Source organism: Chryseobacterium sp. 2VB (assembly GCF_005503635.1).
GTDB lineage: Bacteria > Bacteroidota > Bacteroidia > Flavobacteriales > Weeksellaceae > Chryseobacterium > Chryseobacterium cupriresistens.
Map to the genome: position 1 here is coordinate 34,992 of NZ_SCNC01000008.1, position 18,493 is coordinate 53,484.

The window sequence follows — 18,493 nt, forward strand, 5'->3', positions numbered from 1 at the left end:
AATATTAAATTGCATTTTTGAAAAAAGATGCAATTTTTTTATATTCAAATATCCTTTTATCAAATAAAGCTTTGCAGAAGAAAATTATGGACTTCAGATTGATATGGAATAGTAAATGTTAATTTTTAATTTGATAATAAATTGTATTTTTCTTTATATAATAATTAAAAATATTGAATCATTTTTATGACTAACAAGTGTTCGGGTGCAGAATTTCTATTTTTAAATCACCCTATTTAAAAGTGTGTTTTTTTTTGTATTTTGGCACTTTAGTAAATATGAAAAATATTCAGTTATTAGGATTACTGTTAGTAATTGTAGGTAGTTTTCTACCCTTGGTACATGTACCTTTAATAGGAAACTGGAACTATTGGAAGCTTGATCATTATCTGGCTATCGCATGCTGGATTTTCTCCGCTTGTGCCGTTTTTGGGATCGTAAACAATAGTGCAAAGATTGTAAGGTTCTTTGGTATTCTCCTTATTCTTCTATTCGGATTTACCTTAGTTGCTGTGAAAATGCAGTCGCTGCAATACTTTAGCTTTTTACCATTCAAATCCTGGCAGGAAACTTTTGCAGGGATCGTTAAGCTGAAATGGGGCTGGGCAGTTGAGTTTTTAGGTGCTTTTCTGATGGTTTTTGCAGGAGGAAATAAAAAAGTAAATAACAGAACACAAATATAATATGAACTTTTTAAAAATATTTTCAGCAGGAATTTTGTTGACGACCGCTGTACAGGTGCATGCTCAGGCAACAGAACAGAAAAAACCGGATAATCCGCCTAAATGTACTAACATAAAAGAAGGAAAATTTCTAAGACCCAATTATCCGGAAGCAATATGGCATATGACCATTAAAGATAATGTTCAAACCGAATATTTCAATAATGGAAAAGATTATATCAAATCGACATTGGTTTTTGTGGATGACTGCAATTATAAAGCAATCGTGATAGAGAAATCTGATAAAAATGATCCTGCACAGATAGGAGATGTCTTCAATAATAAAATAGTCGCCACTCAGGATAATCTTCTGAAAGTGAATACCAAAATTGAAGGGACTCAATTTGACGTGGTATACATAAAAGTGAAATAAATTCTAACTATAAAAACGGGATTTTTATTCCGTTTCAGCTAAATAAAAATTATATACATGAAAGAAGTATTCATTGTTTCCGCGGTAAGAACACCTATGGGGAGTTTTATGGGAAGCTTATCAACAGTTCCGGCTACAAAACTGGGAGCAACTGCTGTAAAAGGAGCATTAGATAAAATTGGTTTAGATCCTAATATTGTTCAGGAAATCTATATGGGGAATGTTCTTCAGGCAGGAGAAGGCCAGGCACCGGCTCGTCAGGTTGCTTTGGGAGCAGGTCTTTCAATCAATACACCTTCCACTACAGTTAATAAAGTTTGTGCTTCAGGAATGAAGGCTGTAACAATGGCAGCTCAGGCGATCAAAGCTGGTGATGCAGAGGTAATTGTTGCAGGTGGTATGGAAAACATGTCTTTAGTTCCTCATTATTACAATGCAAGAGTGGCTACAAAGTTAGGCGATATCAAAATGCTTGACGGAATGGTACTTGACGGTCTTACAGACGTATACAACAAAGTACATATGGGAGTATGTGCAGAAAAATGTGCTGTAGACTATAATATTACAAGAGAAGATCAGGATAACTTCGCTGTGGAATCTTACAAAAGATCTGCAAAAGCTTGGAGCGAAGGTAAATTTAACGAAGAAATTGTACCGGTTTCTATCCCTCAGAGAAAAGGAGAACCTGTAATCTTTGCTGAAGATGAAGAATATAAAGCGGTTAACTTTGACAGAATTTCAACACTTCCTACCGTATTCAAAAAAGAAGAAGGAACAGTAACTGCTGCTAACGCATCTACTTTGAACGATGGAGCTTCTGCATTGATCCTTGTTTCTAAAGAAAAAATGGAAGAACTTGGGTTGAAACCTCTTGCAAAAATAGTTTCTTATGCTGACGCAGCACAGGAGCCTGAAAACTTTACAACAGCTCCGGCAAAGGCGTTACCAATCGCTCTTAAAAAAGCAGGATTAGAGATTTCTGATATCGATTTCTTCGAATTCAACGAAGCTTTCTCAGTAGTAGGATTAGCCAACAACAAAATCTTAGGATTAGATGCAGATAAAGTAAACGTAAACGGAGGTGCCGTAGCATTAGGACACCCACTGGGAAGTTCAGGTTCAAGAATCATCGTTACATTAATCAACGTATTGAAGCAAAATAATGCGAAATACGGAGCTGCTGCTATCTGTAATGGTGGTGGCGGTGCTTCTGCAATTGTGATTGAAAATTTATAATTGATAAGTATATAACCGCATTTTGTGGTTTAAAATATAAAAATCGGGGTCTTTAAACTCCGATTTTTTAGTTACAGGGCTGAACTTTATAATTCCAGTCAGATAATTTATCGACATAGATATAGGAGGTTGTATACCTTCAACAGATACGGTCTAACCTTTGATGGTATCAAATGTGATTAAAACTTTGCTGAGCTATTTCAATACTTTACAATTATTATTTTCAAAATAATATTAAAAACCGTAGAATATTCCGTAGTTTTTCTATTTTTGTGCTACTAATATATATTTGAAATGTCTGAAACTGAGAATCGACAGCCTAAAAACATAAAGAATAATCCGAAAATTATGAAAGCCTGGGCTGTATATGACTGGGCAAATTCTGTTTATTCCCTGGTGATTACCTCTACCATTTTTCCCATTTATTACTCTATCCTTACTACTGCTTACGAGAAAAAAGAATACGTGGCAGAAACAAAAACATGGATTGATGTTCCGGTAAGACATATGATCAAAATTTTTGGAGAAGAATATCAGCCTGACGCTGTTTACGGGTATTCTCTTACCATATCGTTCTTTATTGTTGTATTGCTGTCCCCGTTTTTGTCTTCTCTGGCCGATACGATTGGAAATAAAAAGTCTTTCCTGCAGTTCTTCTGCTATCTTGGCGCAACATCTTGTATGGGATTGGCCATGTTTACTGGAATGCATAACGTATTTCTTGGGCTGCTTTTCAGTATTACGGCCAGTGTAGGTTTCTGGGGGAGTTTGGTATTTTATAACTCGTTTCTTCCGGATATCGCAACACCAGACAGACAGGATGCGCTTTCTGCAAGAGGATATGTTTACGGATACATCGGTTCCGTAGTTTTGGTGGTGATCTGTTTGGTACTGATTCAGGTTTTTGCTAAAGGAGCCGCGCAGCAGCTGCTGTTTACAAGAATCAGTTTCCTTCTGACGGGAGCATGGTGGTTCGGTTTTTCTCAATATACATTCAAGCACCTTCCTCAGTTTGGGGATGTGAAAGATAAACTGCCTAAAGATTTAGTGCTGCTGAATTATAAAAATATCTTCAAAAAACATGAAGAACAGGGAGGCTTCTTTGAAGTATTTAAAGATAACCTGAGCTTCTATAAAGATATTGCAAAAGAAAGTTTCCACGAACTGTTTAAAGTAGGAGGAGAGCTTTTCAAAGATAAAAATCTGAAATTCTTCCTGTCGAGCTTCTTCTTTTACAGCGTAGGGATGCAGACTATTTTTCTGATGGCAACATTATTTGGAAAAAGTGAAATTAACCTTGCTCAGGATAAGCTGATCGGAACTCTTTTGGTGATTCAGATTGAAGCAATCATTGGAGCGGTTATTTTCTCACGGTTATCAAAGAGAATTGGTAACAAAAATGTTATTTCAATTGCGATCATCCTATGGATTGTAGCTTGTCTTTGGGCTTATTTCCTGAACAAAGAAAACCCAACAGTAGAATACCAGTTTTATGGAGTTGCTGCAGTAGTAGGCTTGGTAATGGGTGGTCTTCAGGCTATGTCGAGATCCACCTATTCAAAACTTCTGCCTGAGAACTCAATGGAGAATACAACCTATTTCAGCTTCTATGATGTGTTGGAGAAAATTGCCATCATTATCGGAACATTCATCTTTGCAACATTGATCGAACATTTCAATAATATGCGTATTGCAGCATTGTCCATGACTATATTCTTCGCCGCAGGATTGGTTTTAATCAGATTCCTGAAGGTTAAAATGAGAAAAGACAGAGAAACATTATAAGATTGAAAGACGTTATTTTTAACGTCTTTTTTTGTCAAGGTAATTCATTGAATTTTATCTATGAAATTATAGTTATTTATCATATTTTTTTCGTATTTTTAATAGAAGAACTAAAGAAAGTAAAATAGAAGACAATTCGGCCTGAGTTTTGCTTATATTCAGCGGAATAATTTTTAACTTTGCAAAAAGATTTATAGTCAATATGACCAATCCTTTATTTTATGCAAAAATAATCCTGTTTGGAGAATACGGAATGATTGAAGATTCCCAGGGGCTTGTTGTACCTTACAGCTTCTATAAAGGGACTTTGAAATTCTCAGATTTGAGTTCTGATTTCGAACTTAATTCCAACAGACATTTGCAGAAATATTCTGAATTTCTTACAGCACTTGATCTTTCCGACGACTTTAAGCTGGATATCGAGAGCTTCAAAAATGATATTTCAAACGGACTTTTCTTTGATTCCAATATTCCTCAGGGGTATGGAGTGGGAAGTTCCGGCGCTTTGGTAGCTGCTATTTTTGAAAAATATTCAATCAGCAAGCTGAATCCTGAAAACATTTCGAAAGATAATCTTAAAAAATTAAAAGCTGTTTTTGGTGAAATGGAAAGCTATTTCCATGGAAAAAGTTCAGGAATGGATCCACTGATCTGTTATATGAATCTGCCAATTCTTATCGAAAATAAAGAAAATTTAGACAGGGTGAATATTCCCGAAGGTGAAGAAGGAAAAGGAGCTATTTTCCTGATCGATTCCGGAATGACTGGTGAAACAGGTCCTATGATTCAGATTTTCTTCGAAAAAATGAAAACAGAAGGTTTCCGTAAAACCCTGAAAGAAGAGTTCATCCGTTATAACAACGCATGTATCGAATCTTTCCTTAAAAAAGACATGAATCCATTCTTCAGAAATCTTAAAAAGCTTTCTCACTGGGCTTATGAACACTTCCGTCCTATGATCCCTGAAAGTATTTTTAACATCTGGAAAAAAGGTCTGGATTCTAACGCTTATTATCTGAAACTGTGCGGTAGCGGTGGAGGCGGCTATATCTTAGGATTTACCAAAGATTATGCAAAAGCAGAAAAAATGCTTGACGGCTTCCAAAAAGAAGTGATTTACAGATTTTAAACAGATTGGAATGAATTCTGAAAAAGAACCTTTCCAATCTAAAAACTATTTATCAAAATCTCTATTTTACAGATTTTCACAATTCGTGGGCTTTCTTCTCGGAGCACGGTTTTTTGTAGCGGCTCTGCTGACGTTTGCTCTCTATGTTTCTACTTTTTTCCTGTTCAATCAGGATGAATCCTTCAGAAAATTTGTCTTCGATTTCAAAGTTCACGGTATTATTTTTTGTACCGTCCTTACAATTCTGGCAGGTGGTATTATCAACCAGTTTTACGATCTCGAGAAAGATCATGTAGTAAAGCCTTTCAGAACAAGGGTTCAGAGTTTCATCAAACAGAAATATTTTCTCTATGCCTACCTGGCACTAAGTGCAATTTCTCTAGGGGTAGCCTGGATAATTTCTCATAATGTATTTGTTTTTTTCCTGGTCTATCAGTTCTTTATGTGGTTTTACAGCCATAAACTGAGCAGAATACTGATCCTGAACAACCTTACTTTTGTCAGTCTGACGCTGTATCCGTTTTTTGGAATGATGGTGTATTACGAAACCTTTTCCAAAAAGGTTTTCCTGATGGCTGTTTTTCTATTCCTTATCCTGTTATGTATTGATATTGTGAAAGATACTCTTACCAGAAGTGTGGATAAAGCTTTCGGGTATACTACCATTCCCAATTATTTTAAAAGCAGAAATACAAAAATTATTCTGACTTCTTTATTGATCATTACCATGGCAGTTTCAATGAATATTATTACGAAAACCAGCACTACCGGATTCATGGCTTATTATTTTGCCGGCGGGCTTTTTGTCATGATTGTATGCATATATCTTCTTTTAAATGCTTCCAGAAGAATTAACTTCCTTACATTGAACGTGTTACGATTCTGGGTTTTTGTCGGAATCATCGCCATGCTTTTAAATGGAATAGAGCATAAATTGTAAAAAAAATCTTTAAATAAACTGAGGTTATTATTACCTTTGCATAACTAAATTTAATAAATAGGAATGCCCATTTTTAATGATACTAAAATTGCATTTGCAGACAAGTCTGATGCACAATTGAGAAAGGCTTACTGGATGTTTAAAATGATTGAACAGCCCGCTCTTACAAGCCTTGGAACATCTGTTCTGAATTTCACAGTACACAATAATTTCCCTTTCGTTACCGGAATTGTAAAAAATACCTTATTTGAGCAGTTCTGTGGTGGTGAAACCCGTGAAGAAAGCATGAAAGTTGTAAAGCAGCTGTTCAAAAGAGGAGTTGGGAGTATTTTTGATTATTCCATTGAAGGAAAAGAAGATGAAGAAACTTTTGATGCGGTTTGCAAAGAAATCAAGGACATTGTACGATTCTCAGTAGGAAATCCGGCGATTCCTTTTATTGTATTTAAACCTACCGCATTCGGAAGAATTGATCTTTATGAAGCTGTTGGAAAAGGAGCTGAGCTTACTACCAGCCAGAAAGAAGAATGGGAAAGAGTGATAAAAAGATTTGATGAAGTATGCAGTCTTTGCCATGAACATGATAAAAAAGTAATGGTAGATGCTGAAGAAACCTGGATGCAGGACGCAGCAGACCATCTTTGTGAAGAAATGATGGAGAAATATAACCAGCAGAAACCTATCGTTTGGAATACCATCCAGATGTACAGAACCGGAAGACTGGAGTATATGGAGGCACACCTTCAGAGAGCAAGAGAGAAAAATTACTTCATCGGTTATAAAATCGTTCGTGGTGCTTACATGGAAAAAGAAAGAGCCAGAGCAGCAGAAAAAGGGTATGCAGATCCTATTCAGCCAACCAAAGAGGCTTCAGATAAAAATTATAATGCAGGAATTGACTTTGTAATGGATCATCTGGATAAAGTGTCAGCATTCTTTGGAACCCATAATGAAATCTCTTCTGAGCTGATTATGGATAAAATGAAGGCAAAATCTCTGGAAAACGGCAATCCGCACGTCTATTTCGGACAGCTTTACGGGATGAGTGATAATATCACCTTCTATTTGTCTGATAAAGGCTACAATGTGGCTAAATATCTTCCATACGGACCTGTAAAGGATGTTGTGCCTTATTTGACCAGAAGAGCCCAGGAAAACACCTCTGTAGCCGGACAAACCGGAAGAGAGCTTGGACTGATCAAAAAAGAATTGGAAAGAAGAAAGAAATAATAGTATTGTCCACAATATATATCGGGCCTGCAGTTTTGCAGGTCTTTTTTATTGGAATTAAAAGACGGAATGGAACAGTAAATTAATGATAATGAATATAATAGTAAGATGTGTTGGTTATAGTGTAAAATAATTCGATTTTTATTGTTGATTTGATTTTAAATGATTATATTTGATAAAACTATAAAAAAACATAAAACAATATCTTCATTTACTAGTACACTTCTGTCCTCTGACAGTAACTCTCCAATACACTAATCACTCTTATTAAAACTAAATTATAAAAATATAATAGGGGATCAGACGATCATAAAAGATAAAAATTCTATCAGCTGGTATCCGTGAAAATTTTTTAAAATAAAATAAAGCAATAGCTTTAGTTTTCTTCTTCAAATATTTTTTTAACCTGATCATTTCCTTGATCAGGTTTTTTTTAAGGCTCAAAACTTTCAAATTTTCCGTTTTCGTAGAACAGAACAATTCGTTTTATTTTACTTTGTTGATTACCAAATAGTTGCCCTAAAATAGGATCACCCGAATTTTCTAATCGCTGAGAATCCGATATTTTTTCCGGACCTTTATCATGGGCCGGTATAAACGATTCTCCAGAACTTGATATTGAAGGTTCCCCTTCCGTTTCATCACTTCCGAATTCATCCTCATCATTCATCATCGTAAAAAGATCGGGTAGTGGAGTTGTCTTTATTTGTTCCTCTTCGGTATGCACTTCGTTAATTTCTGATTCCGGCAGTTGAGATTTCAGCATCTCACCTTCACCAGTCACCAGCCAGTCCCAAAGAAGTTCCGGGAAACGGGATTTTATTTTTATGATAAATTCAAGAGAAGGTTTGTTTCTTCCTGATGTGATATGTGAAATGGATGAACGCTGCACATCAATCTCATCAGCAAACTCGGAAGGAGTAAGACGAGAATACTCTATAATTTTGGAAATTCTTTCATTTAAACTCATAAAAATAAGCTTTTAATTATTTTACAAATGTAACATATGTAATTTACAAATGCAAAATACAAATGTAAATAATTTGAAATTTCTTTTATATACATTTGTAACATTATTTTAATTGTTTTAAAATCAAATCATTATATGTAAATTACAATTGTATTTAATTATCAGGTGAATCTACCATTACCGCTGTAGACAGATAGTTTCGATCTGGTAAAAGACTACTGTTCTTTAAAAAAACTGGTTTAAAAATGTAAATTAAACCCATCGATGGAGCTATTTTATCCATTAAATATCTTTAAAAACAGAATATACATTATTAAACTACTTAAATCGTTTCCGGAAATAAGGTTATCGATAAATACCTTATAAAACACATATAAAAGCAATTTTAATAGAGTTACAGTAGTAAATTACTGATGTAAATACACTATTTTAGGCCCATATTTGGCCAAATTGAGGGGAAAATACTTTTCCTGTTAAGCAACTCATTTTATCAAAGATTAAAGCTCCTGATAAAAGTATTATTTGAATAATTTTCAGAGATCCATTTGATTTTTCTGTGGTTTTACATATGTATACACTAATTAACAACTTGGTTTTCCACAATTTTTATGTTTAGCAAAATAACTCTCAAAGAGCAAAAATACTCTATTTTTACACTTAAAGTACGATTATAAATACAGTTGAATTAAACTTTATAAAGTACTGACTTTTAATATTTTAAATACGTTATATTAAATTATTCGCAATCCACAATTTTATCCACAGACAAATTGTCCTGCAGTGCTGTTTAATAATGTTACAATTGTCAACTTATTTTGATAACTCTCAATTTGAATAATTTAAATCTTGTAAACAATTTTCATAACAGATGTCAAATGTAAATTTGTGAATTTTACTAATATTTACAAATGTTAATTTAACTTTTTGGCTAAAAATGGCTAAATTTGATTCTTGTAAACTATTCCTACAATGAATTTTGAACAGATCTATTCTCAAAACCCCGATTTCTCAAATCGCTATATTTCCCCTGAAAAATTGTTTTCTTATCTACAGGCCAATCTCAGCGATTATATTTGGGAGATCGGAACATCCTATTTAGATAAACCGATTTATCAGTTAAGTATCGGAAACGGAAACATTCAGGTATTGGCCTGGTCACAAATGCACGGAAATGAATCCAATGCTACCCATGCTATGCTTGACCTTCTGATAAGTCTTGATAAAGCTCCCGGAATGAAAGATGATTTGTTCAGTAAAATAACACTTGATTTTATATTCATGCTGAATCCGGATGGATCCGAAAGATGGACCAGACTGAATGCTGTCGATATTGACCTGAACAGAGATTTTCATAACGAAGCAAGTAAGGAGATTAAATTCCTGAAAAAAGCAGCCGCTTCCAAAAAATATGATTATGCTTTAAATCTTCATGAGCAGAGGACCATATTTACCACTGATGGTATTCATCCTGCCACGCTTTCCTTTTTGGCACCTTCTGAAAATGTAGAACGTACTGTTACCGAAAACAGAAAAAAATGTATGGCAGTCATTGGAAGCGTGTACAATCATTTAAAAGAAATGATTCCCAACCAAATCGGAAGATATTCTGATGAATTTTATCCGACTTCTACCGGAGATAACTTTATCAAAGCAGGAATGCCAACCATCTTATTTGAAGGCGGGCACTTTGTAGAAGATTATACCCGGACAGGAACAAGAAAATACTATACAATTGCTCTTTATTATGCATTAAAAGCAATCAGTGAACTGAACTCTGATACTACAGGCTGGGAAACTTACCTTGAAATCCCTGAAAACCAGGAAACCCATTATGACTTGATTTACAGAAATGTAAAGCTGAATACAGAGCATGAATGTATTCTGGATATTGCAGTACAGTACAGGGAAATCAAAGAAGAGGGGAAAAGTGACATCTCATTTATTCCTTTCGTCATGGAAGCCGGAGATGTGAAACAAAAGAAGGGCTGGCTGGAAATAGACTGTACCGGAAAGAAATTTATTTCTGCAACTAAATATCCGAAACTGGACTCAGTTGTGGATTTTAAAATAGAAGATTAAAAGACTTTAAATATCTCCATATAAAAAAGTTTCGGCAGCCCCCTTCAGGGCTGCCGAAACTTTTATTTTTATAACTACTTTCCAAAATTTAAATGGCTATGCACTAAATTATAATGTGATTCAATAGCAGTGGGCTTTAGCCCATTTAATTTAATGAATATTCATCCGGCTTTAGCCAAAACTTAATTTTAGAATGTCGAGTCCTCTAAAGATTAGTTAACCACTTTAATTCCATTCGCTACAAATCTGATTTCTTCTTTGGGCTGAGTGATAGCATCAATTTCAGACTGAGGCTTTTTAGCATCTTCCGCGTAATGTTTCTGTTCATTTACAGAAGTTACTTTTCTTTCTGCGTTCCCCTCCAATACAACATTTTTCCCTTTTAATGCGGTAGGTACAAAGAAAGCGTAATCTTTCATTTTTACAAAAAACTTAGAATTATCTTCGGTCTGGATCGTAAGCCAGCAGCCTTTTTTGTCGCATACGTCTGTTACTTTTCCTTTAACGGAAACATTCTCAACTTTTTTGTTATCTTTTTTAAGCTGCTTATTCAATTTATCTGCGGTGATCGCTTTGGATTCAGCGGATGAAGTTACCTGATCTCCGTAAGTATCACCTACCAACGCTTTCCCTTCCGGTGGTCCGGATTGAGCAAAAGCTAACGAAGAAGCTGTTAAAACTGCACCCAATAATATTGCTTTAAATTTCATGTTTAATATTTTTCTCAAAAATACTAATTAAAATTGAATCATAAAGGAATAAAAAATGACAAAAGACAGGTGTTTTGATGAATTTTCAACAAATTTGAAAATCAAAGACAGATTTGATTATATTTGACCTCTATACTTGACTATGCAAAAAAAACTGAAACTATGGGATGCCATCATGCTTGTGATGGGATCAATGATCGGAAGCGGGATCTTTATTGTAAGTGCTGACATGATGCGAAACCTGGGATCCGGGTTTTGGATGATTATCGTATGGGTAATTACAGGAGTAATGACAGTAGCTGCAGCCATAAGCTATGGAGAACTGTCTGCACTGTTTCCGAAAGCCGGAGGGCAATATACTTACCTGAAAGAAATCTTTGGTAAAAGAATGGGATTCCTTTACGGATGGGGATTGTTTACCGTAATACAGACCGGAACAATTGCAGCCGTAGCAATGGCTTTTGGTAAATTTACAGCGTATTTGATTCCTTCATTAAACGATGCTGCCCCTATTTTCCAGAGTGGTGAATTTAAAATTACCTGGATACAGATTCTGGCAATTGCTGTGATTCTGTTGCTTACGTACATCAATACCAGAGGTGTAGAAAGTGGGAAAATTCTTCAGAATATCTTTACCGGTTCCAAAATTATTGCATTACTTGGGCTGATAGCAGCCGGTTTTATTTTGGTAGACATTTCTCATTTAGCAGAAAACTTTAGCTGGGGAACAGATTCTTTTAATAACCTTAAAAAAGATTTGAGTGGTAATTTCCTTAAAGAAGGCTGGGAACCGATTGGAGGAATGACTCTTTTAGGAGGAATTGCTGCTGCCATGGTAGGATCTGTTTTCAGTTCCGTTGCGTGGGAAAGTGTAACATTTGTTTCCGGGGAGATTGAAAATCCTAAAAAGAATGTAGTCAAATCAATGATTTATGGGACTTCTGCTGTAATGATCCTTTACATCGCTGTAAACTATGTCTACTTAAATGCTCTGGACAGAGATGGAATTGCATTTGCTGCTAATGACAGAGTAGCGGTAGCGGCATCCCAGAATATATTTGGAAGTGCAGGAACTATCATCATTGCCTTATTGGTCATGATTTCTACATTTGGATGTAACAACGGATTGATTCTGGCGGGAGCAAGAGTTTTCCAGACGATGGCCAAAGACGGCATGTTCTTTAAGTCAGCAGTAAAAAATAATAAAAATGAAGTTCCTGAAAATGCATTGTGGATGCAGGGAGTCTGGGCTTCCATTTTGTGTCTGAGCGGGCAGTATGGAAATTTGCTGGATATGATCTCTTTCGTGATCGTTCTTTTCTATATGATTACGGTTTTTGGAGTTATTTATTTAAGAATCAAACAGCCGGAACTGGAGAGACCTTATAAAACATGGCTTTATCCTGTAACGCCGGTTATTTATCTTGTCATAGGAACATGTTTCTGTATCCTGTTGCTTATTTACAAGCAGCAATATACATGGCCTGGTTTTGTTTTGGTATTGCTGGGACTTCCTGTGTACTATTTTATCAATCGAAAAAAGGTGGATAATTAATATAAAAAATAATATAACAGATTCATGGGCCTTTCAATTCAGTTTGAAGGCCCTTGTTTTTGAATAATATTTTAAAGTATATCATTATTATTTGTCGAAAATGTGTAATTTGGTATTTCGTTTTTAGAACAGGACCATGAAGTAAAAACAATAAGTTATGGATACACCAAATTACAGAATGCCTTTCGTACCGTCTACTTTAATGACCGAAGGCGGAAGTATCGATACCTGCGATATGGGCGAAAGTATTGCCCACAATATTATGCTGCTGATCACCACCAAAAAAGGGGAGAACAGATATGATGAAAACTATGGAAACGATGTCTGGAACCTTGAATTCGATAATGGAGTTACAAGTGCCATCTGGGAAAGCGTTTTTATCAAAAGCTTAAGAAGACAGATTCAGGAATATGAACCAAGAATCGTGAACCCGCAGATTGATGCTCACATACAATTTGTAGAACACAGCTACGATACTAAAGAACACACCGAAATTAAAAAGAAAGTAAGAATTGCCATCAATGCAAAAATGGAAGAAACAGGAGAACGGTTCAGTTTCTCAACAGAGCTGTTTCTAAGCCCGATGTCTATTGATTAATATTTTTAACAGCGAAAGAAAATTATGAATTTAGATCAGAATATTTATTCCAAAGAATCTGTAAAAGCAAGAATGCTGCAGAATGCAACTAAAGTATGGGGACTAAGGAGCCCGCAGTCTTTAGATCCTTTTGTAAAACTGCTGATAGACGCATTCAGTACAGAGGTCTTCAAAGCGAATAATGAAATACAGACGGTGAATGCCCGTATATTGGAAAAACTGGCAAAACTGCTTACACCGTCCATTTATACACATCCTATTCCGGCTCATTCCGTAGCTTTTACACAGCCTTATGAGTCTTCTGAAATTTTATTGGAACACACGGAATTCTTTTTCCGTAAACAGATGACTTCCACGGTGAAATCGGAATCGGACAAACAGCTGAACATTCCATTTACTCCCGTAGGAAATGTGAGAATCAATAAAGTTCACACTTCGATCATGTTTGTAGGTAATACCTGCTACAGCATCGACGACAGATTCAACAAAATTCCTATTGCAAGATTTCAGGGAAGACCTGAAGATTACAGAAAAATCACAATAGGAGTAGATGTAAGTAAATATGTAAGTGAAAACTTTCCCAAATATCTGAGCATATTCTGCTCCAATCCTGCTTTCGAGCACCTTGATTTCGTATACAAATTATTACCGTATATCACGGTTTCAAGCAATGGTAACCCTCTGTTTGTAAGAGAAGGATTAAGCTATCTTACAGAAAGTCAGAACGATGGTTATGAGCAGATGTTCAAAGAACAATCCATCAGAAATAAGGTGATTGAAGATATTAAAAGTATCTATCGTCATAAATTTATTGAAGTAACAGGAATCTCTCAAAGCCTGTTTTCAGAACCTGGACAGCTTCCACAGAATCTTGATTTCCTGGCTGGAAAAGAAGAAATTACTAAATTTCTGGATAATAAAAGTTATCTCTGGCTTACGTTTGAGTTTCCACCACAGTTTTCAGCAGAAATCCTGGATAATTTCTCATTTGTACTGAATGCTTTTCCAATCTGTAACAGAGGCTGGAAAAAAACAGAATACAGCCTTGATATCATGGGGAATAATATCCCTTTGGTAACAGACGAAGGCGAGCATTTCCTTTATGTAGATGAGGTACAGGATGGTGACGGCAGAAGATATACCGAAATTCCTTTCACGCCGGCCGATGATCTTAAAAAAGGATTATATACTGTAAGAAAAGGTGGAATGGAACGTTTTACCAGTCGAAATGCAGTAGATATGATTGCCAATGTTCTGGAACTGACAAGAGATGAAATTGCTGCATTTTCCCTTTTGAACAGAGATAATGTAAAAGGAGTTCTCAGCGAAATGTCTGACAAAATGAAATCCATGGTGCAGAAAGTAAATAATGCCAAAAGGAATATCAGACAGGAGCTGAATTACGTGATCATGGAACCGGTAGAAAAAACCGATCATACCTACGCTTCTTTTTGGATTACACACTGTACGCTGGCCAATCATATGCGTCCGGGAACTGAACTTTCCAACCAGCTGAAATCCCAGACTGTGGTACTGCTTACCGAAACATTAGGGGGAGCTGAGGAACAAAAAGGAACGGATAGTATTCAGGCGTATAAATATGCATTAACAACCAGAGATAAGATCATTTCTTTGGAAGACGTTAAAAATTATTGCCGCATGATTCTGAAAGATGAGGTAAGAGAAGTAAGGGTAAGAAGAGGAACGATGATCAGCAACAAGCCAAAAGAAGGATTTGTAAGAACGGTTGAGGTAGAAATCATTCCGCAGAACTATTCTTTCTACGGAAGAGCGTATTGGGAAAATATGGCCAATATTATCAGGAATCAGATTATTGCCAAAGCCATTGATGGAATCGAATATATCGTAAGGATTACCAATGAAGATATTGATTTCCAGGATATGTAATCCTTAAAAAAATAAATCAGTTTAAAATATAAAATGCCGTATCAATTGCGGCATTTTGAATGATATCAATAGGAACGGGCTTTAGCCCGTTTTTTTATAAATAAACATTTCCATTGGCTTCAGCCAAAACATAATGGCTCGAAAATAAGAAACCATTTCAGAAAATTCAATAACATTGGGTTCAATGCATTAACAAAACCTAAGAATTTTTTATGAAACTTTTATCCCTTTTATATTCAAAAAAAGTCTATAAAATTTCGTATTTTTGCACGTTGTGATTTTCAGGCAAAATCACCCCAAATTATGAGTAAATCAACAGAATATATAGAAGTTTACGGAGCCCGTGAACACAATCTTAAAAATATTAACGTAAAAATTCCGCGCAACGAATTGGTCGTGATTACCGGCCTTTCCGGAAGTGGAAAATCGTCGTTGGCTTTTGATACTATTTTTGCAGAAGGCCAGCGTCGTTATATCGAAACTTTTTCTGCCTATGCACGCCAGTTTTTGGGCGGATTGGAGCGTCCCGATGTAGATAAAATCGAAGGTCTTTCCCCGGTTATTGCCATTGAGCAGAAAACAACCAATAAAAACCCGCGTTCCACCGTAGGAACGGTTACCGAACTGTACGATTTTCTGCGTCTTCTGTATGCCAGAGTTTCGGATGCGTACTCTTTGTCCACAGGGCAGAAGTTGGTAAGCTATACTGAAGATCAGATCCTTGAAACCATCAAAGAAAATTATAAAAAAGAGAAAATCATGCTTTTGGCGCCAGTTGTGCGTTCCAGAAAAGGACATTATCATGAGCTCTTTGTTCAGATGGCCAAAAAAGGTTACGGGCAGGCAAGAATTGATGGCGAACTGCAGGATATTGAATATGATTTAAAACTTGACCGTTATAAAACCCACGACATCGATATCGTTATCGACCGTTGGATCATCGGGGAGAATGCTTCGGAAAGCAGAATGGAAAAATCATTACGTACTGCAATGGAAATGGGAGAAGGCATTATCGGAATTCAGAAACTGGGAAGTACAGATATCGAATATTTTTCCAAAAACCTTATGGATGCTGAAACCGGACATTCTTTGGCGCTGCCTGAACCCAATACCTTCTCATTCAACTCTCCAAAAGGAAGCTGTCCGAATTGTAAAGGTCTGGGAACCATTAAAAAGATCAATACCGATTATTTCATCGATAATCCTAAACTGTCAATTAATCAGGGAGGATTATTACCATTGGAAGATATCAAGTCCAACAAATGGATTCTGTCACAGATCAAAAACATTCTTGAGATCTTTGGATTAGGATTAACAACGCCATTGCAGGATATTCCTGAAGAAGCATTGGATTATATCTATAACGGATGTCATAAAGAGTTTAATAAAGACCTGAAATACGCCGGAATTACTAAAAAAATAAAAATTGGTTTCGATGGTCTGATTGCTTTCATGGAGGAGATTATTGATGATAGAGACTCATATGAAGCTGTTTTATTGGAAAGACATTTTACTACAGAAGAAATATGCCCTGAATGTCATGGTACCCGCCTTCAGCCTTCAAGCTTAAGTTTTAAAATTGATGGAAAGAACATTGCAGAGGTCAATGCTTTAAGCTTAGCGGATTTAAAAGACTGGCTGGCTGATGTTAAAGATAAATTCTCAGAAAAGAATAAAATCATTGCTCACGAGATCTTAAAAGAAATTGAAACCAGACTTCAGTTTTTGCTGGATGTAGGATTGGATTATTTAAGTCTGAGCAGAAGTTCAAAAACACTTTCCGGAGGAGAATCACAGAGAATCCGTCTGGCAACACAGATCGGATCTCAGTTGGTGAATGTATTGTATATTCTTGATGAACCAAGTATCGGGCTTCACCAGAGAGATAATGAAAGATTGATCCATTCTCTGAAAAACCTGAGAGACATTGGAAACTCTGTATTGGTGGTAGAACATGATAAAGACATGATCCTGGAAGCCGATGAGGTGCTGGATATTGGTCCGAGAGCAGGAAAATTCGGAGGAGAGATTCTTTGGCAGGGAAAACCAAAAGATCTTTTGAAAGCTGATACCATCACGGCGCAGTATATTAATGGAAAAAGAAAAATAGAAATTCCGGCAGAAAGAAGAGCTGGAAGCGGTAAAAATATTGTTTTAAAAGGAGCTACTGGGAATAATCTTAAAAATGTAACCCTGGATATTCCTCTTGGAAAACTGGTTGTAGTAACCGGAATTTCAGGAAGCGGAAAATCTTCTCTGATTAACGGAACATTATATCCGATCCTTAACAAGCATTTCTACAGAGCGGTTCAGGAACCGTTACCATACAAAAAGATTGAAGGGTTAGAAAATATTGATAAAATTGTAGATGTAGATCAGACTCCAATCGGAAGAACGCCACGTTCGAATCCTGCAACCTACACCGGAATGTTTACCGATATCAGAAACCTTTTTGCAGAGCTGCCGGAAAGTAAAATCCGTGGATATAAACCGGGAAGATTCTCTTTCAACGTGAAAGGCGGAAGATGCGAAACCTGTCAGGGTGGAGGATTAAAAGTGATCGAAATGAATTTCCTTCCGGATGTATACGTACACTGCGAAACCTGCAACGGAAAACGTTTCAACAGAGAAACCTTAGAAGTTCGTTACAAAGGAAAATCAATCTCTGACGTATTGGATATGACGATTGATGAAGCCGTAGATTTCTTCCAGCCGATTCCTAAAATTTTTGCAAAAGTAAAAACATTACAGGATGTAGGTTTAGGGTATATTACCCTTGGACAGCAGTCGACAACCCTTTCAGGAGGTGAAGCACAACGTATCAAGTTAGCAACTGAATTAGCAAAAAGACAAACCGGAAATACCCTTTATATCCTTGATGAACCCACTACAGGACTTCATTTCGAAGACGTAAAAATCCTGATGGATGCCATCAATCAGTTGGTAGAACTCGGAAACTCATTCATCATTATTGAACATAATATGGACGTGATTAAATTAGCAGACCATATTATTGACGTAGGACCAGAAGGAGGAAAACATGGCGGGCAGATTGTAGCACAGGGAACTCCTGAGGAAATTGTGAAGTCCAAGAAGAGCTTGACAGGGAAGTTCCTGAAAAGAGAACTGGAGTAAGTATTCATAAAATTATGAAGCTTTTTTGTTATTCCAAAGAATCTAAATAATTTACTTCAGAATATTGATCAACGTTTAAAATAAAAATTGAGATAATAATTGGCTAAACTCATCAGGTTTAGC

14 protein-coding genes are annotated in these 18,493 nt (G+C 36.1%); 12 read left to right on the forward strand and 2 right to left on the reverse strand.

Translation table 11 applies throughout. From position 1 onward, the window contains the following. Window positions 1-278: 278 nt before the first annotated feature. The 7 genes from FFS26_RS09655 (at window position 279) to FFS26_RS09685 (ending at window position 7,415) form a co-directional block, all read left to right on the forward strand. The gene (locus FFS26_RS09655) at window positions 279-683 is read left to right on the forward strand and encodes a hypothetical protein (RefSeq protein ID WP_137904920.1); all 405 of its coding nucleotides are present in this window, start codon (window positions 279-281) and stop codon (window positions 681-683) included. A gap of 1 nt (window position 684) precedes the next feature. Then, window positions 685-1,095 carry a hypothetical protein gene (locus tag FFS26_RS09660; RefSeq protein WP_110010252.1) on the forward strand — a complete coding sequence of 137 codons (411 nt, stop codon included), beginning with the start codon at window positions 685-687 and terminating at the stop codon, window positions 1,093-1,095. A gap of 57 nt (window positions 1,096-1,152) precedes the next feature. Beyond that, a complete protein-coding gene (locus FFS26_RS09665) occupies window positions 1,153-2,331 on the forward strand; it encodes an acetyl-CoA C-acyltransferase (protein WP_110010251.1) in 1,179 nt (392 codons plus the stop codon). A gap of 294 nt (window positions 2,332-2,625) precedes the next feature. Then, entirely contained in the window at window positions 2,626-4,116 is a 1,491-nt protein-coding gene (locus FFS26_RS09670; RefSeq protein ID WP_110010250.1) for an MFS transporter, read from the forward strand. Between the two features lie 202 nt (window positions 4,117-4,318). Beyond that, the gene (locus FFS26_RS09675) at window positions 4,319-5,245 is read left to right on the forward strand and encodes a mevalonate kinase (protein ID WP_110010249.1); all 927 of its coding nucleotides are present in this window, start codon (window positions 4,319-4,321) and stop codon (window positions 5,243-5,245) included. Between the two features lie 10 nt (window positions 5,246-5,255). Then, window positions 5,256-6,185, forward strand: a complete 930-nt coding sequence (locus FFS26_RS09680) for a UbiA family prenyltransferase (RefSeq protein WP_110010248.1) — start codon at window positions 5,256-5,258, stop codon at window positions 6,183-6,185. A 63-nt stretch (window positions 6,186-6,248) separates the two neighbouring features. Further along, window positions 6,249-7,415, forward strand: a complete 1,167-nt coding sequence (locus FFS26_RS09685) for a proline dehydrogenase family protein (protein ID WP_137904921.1) — start codon at window positions 6,249-6,251, stop codon at window positions 7,413-7,415. A 433-nt stretch (window positions 7,416-7,848) separates the two neighbouring features. Here the strand turns inward: FFS26_RS09685 and FFS26_RS09690 are convergent, their stop codons facing one another. Continuing rightward, window positions 7,849-8,385, reverse strand: coding sequence for a helix-turn-helix domain-containing protein (locus FFS26_RS09690; RefSeq protein WP_137904922.1), 537 nt, complete (start codon window positions 8,383-8,385; stop codon window positions 7,849-7,851). Between the two features lie 969 nt (window positions 8,386-9,354). Here FFS26_RS09690 and FFS26_RS09695 point away from each other — a divergent pair. Continuing rightward, on the forward strand, window positions 9,355-10,464 hold the full coding sequence (locus FFS26_RS09695; RefSeq protein ID WP_137904923.1) for a M14 family zinc carboxypeptidase: 1,110 nt from the start codon (window positions 9,355-9,357) through the stop codon (window positions 10,462-10,464). A gap of 212 nt (window positions 10,465-10,676) precedes the next feature. Here the strand turns inward: FFS26_RS09695 and FFS26_RS09700 are convergent, their stop codons facing one another. Further along, entirely contained in the window at window positions 10,677-11,174 is a 498-nt protein-coding gene (locus tag FFS26_RS09700; RefSeq protein WP_110010244.1) for a DUF4920 domain-containing protein, read from the reverse strand. Between the two features lie 142 nt (window positions 11,175-11,316). Here FFS26_RS09700 and FFS26_RS09705 point away from each other — a divergent pair, with 142 nt between their 5' ends. From FFS26_RS09705 to uvrA, 4 genes are all read left to right on the forward strand, one after another. Then, window positions 11,317-12,729 carry an APC family permease gene (locus FFS26_RS09705; RefSeq protein ID WP_137904924.1) on the forward strand — a complete coding sequence of 471 codons (1,413 nt, stop codon included), beginning with the start codon at window positions 11,317-11,319 and terminating at the stop codon, window positions 12,727-12,729. 157 nt (window positions 12,730-12,886) lie between these two features. Continuing rightward, window positions 12,887-13,327, forward strand: a complete 441-nt coding sequence (locus FFS26_RS09710; RefSeq protein ID WP_002979175.1) for a GPW/gp25 family protein — start codon at window positions 12,887-12,889, stop codon at window positions 13,325-13,327. A 24-nt stretch (window positions 13,328-13,351) separates the two neighbouring features. Next, complete coding sequence (locus FFS26_RS09715; protein ID WP_137904925.1) at window positions 13,352-15,235, forward strand: type VI secretion system baseplate subunit TssF; 1,884 nt, start codon at window positions 13,352-13,354, stop codon at window positions 15,233-15,235. Window positions 15,236-15,538: 303 nt separating this feature from the next. Next, complete coding sequence (gene uvrA, locus FFS26_RS09720) at window positions 15,539-18,370, forward strand: excinuclease ABC subunit UvrA (RefSeq protein ID WP_137904926.1); 2,832 nt, start codon at window positions 15,539-15,541, stop codon at window positions 18,368-18,370. Window positions 18,371-18,493: the final 123 nt, after the last annotated feature.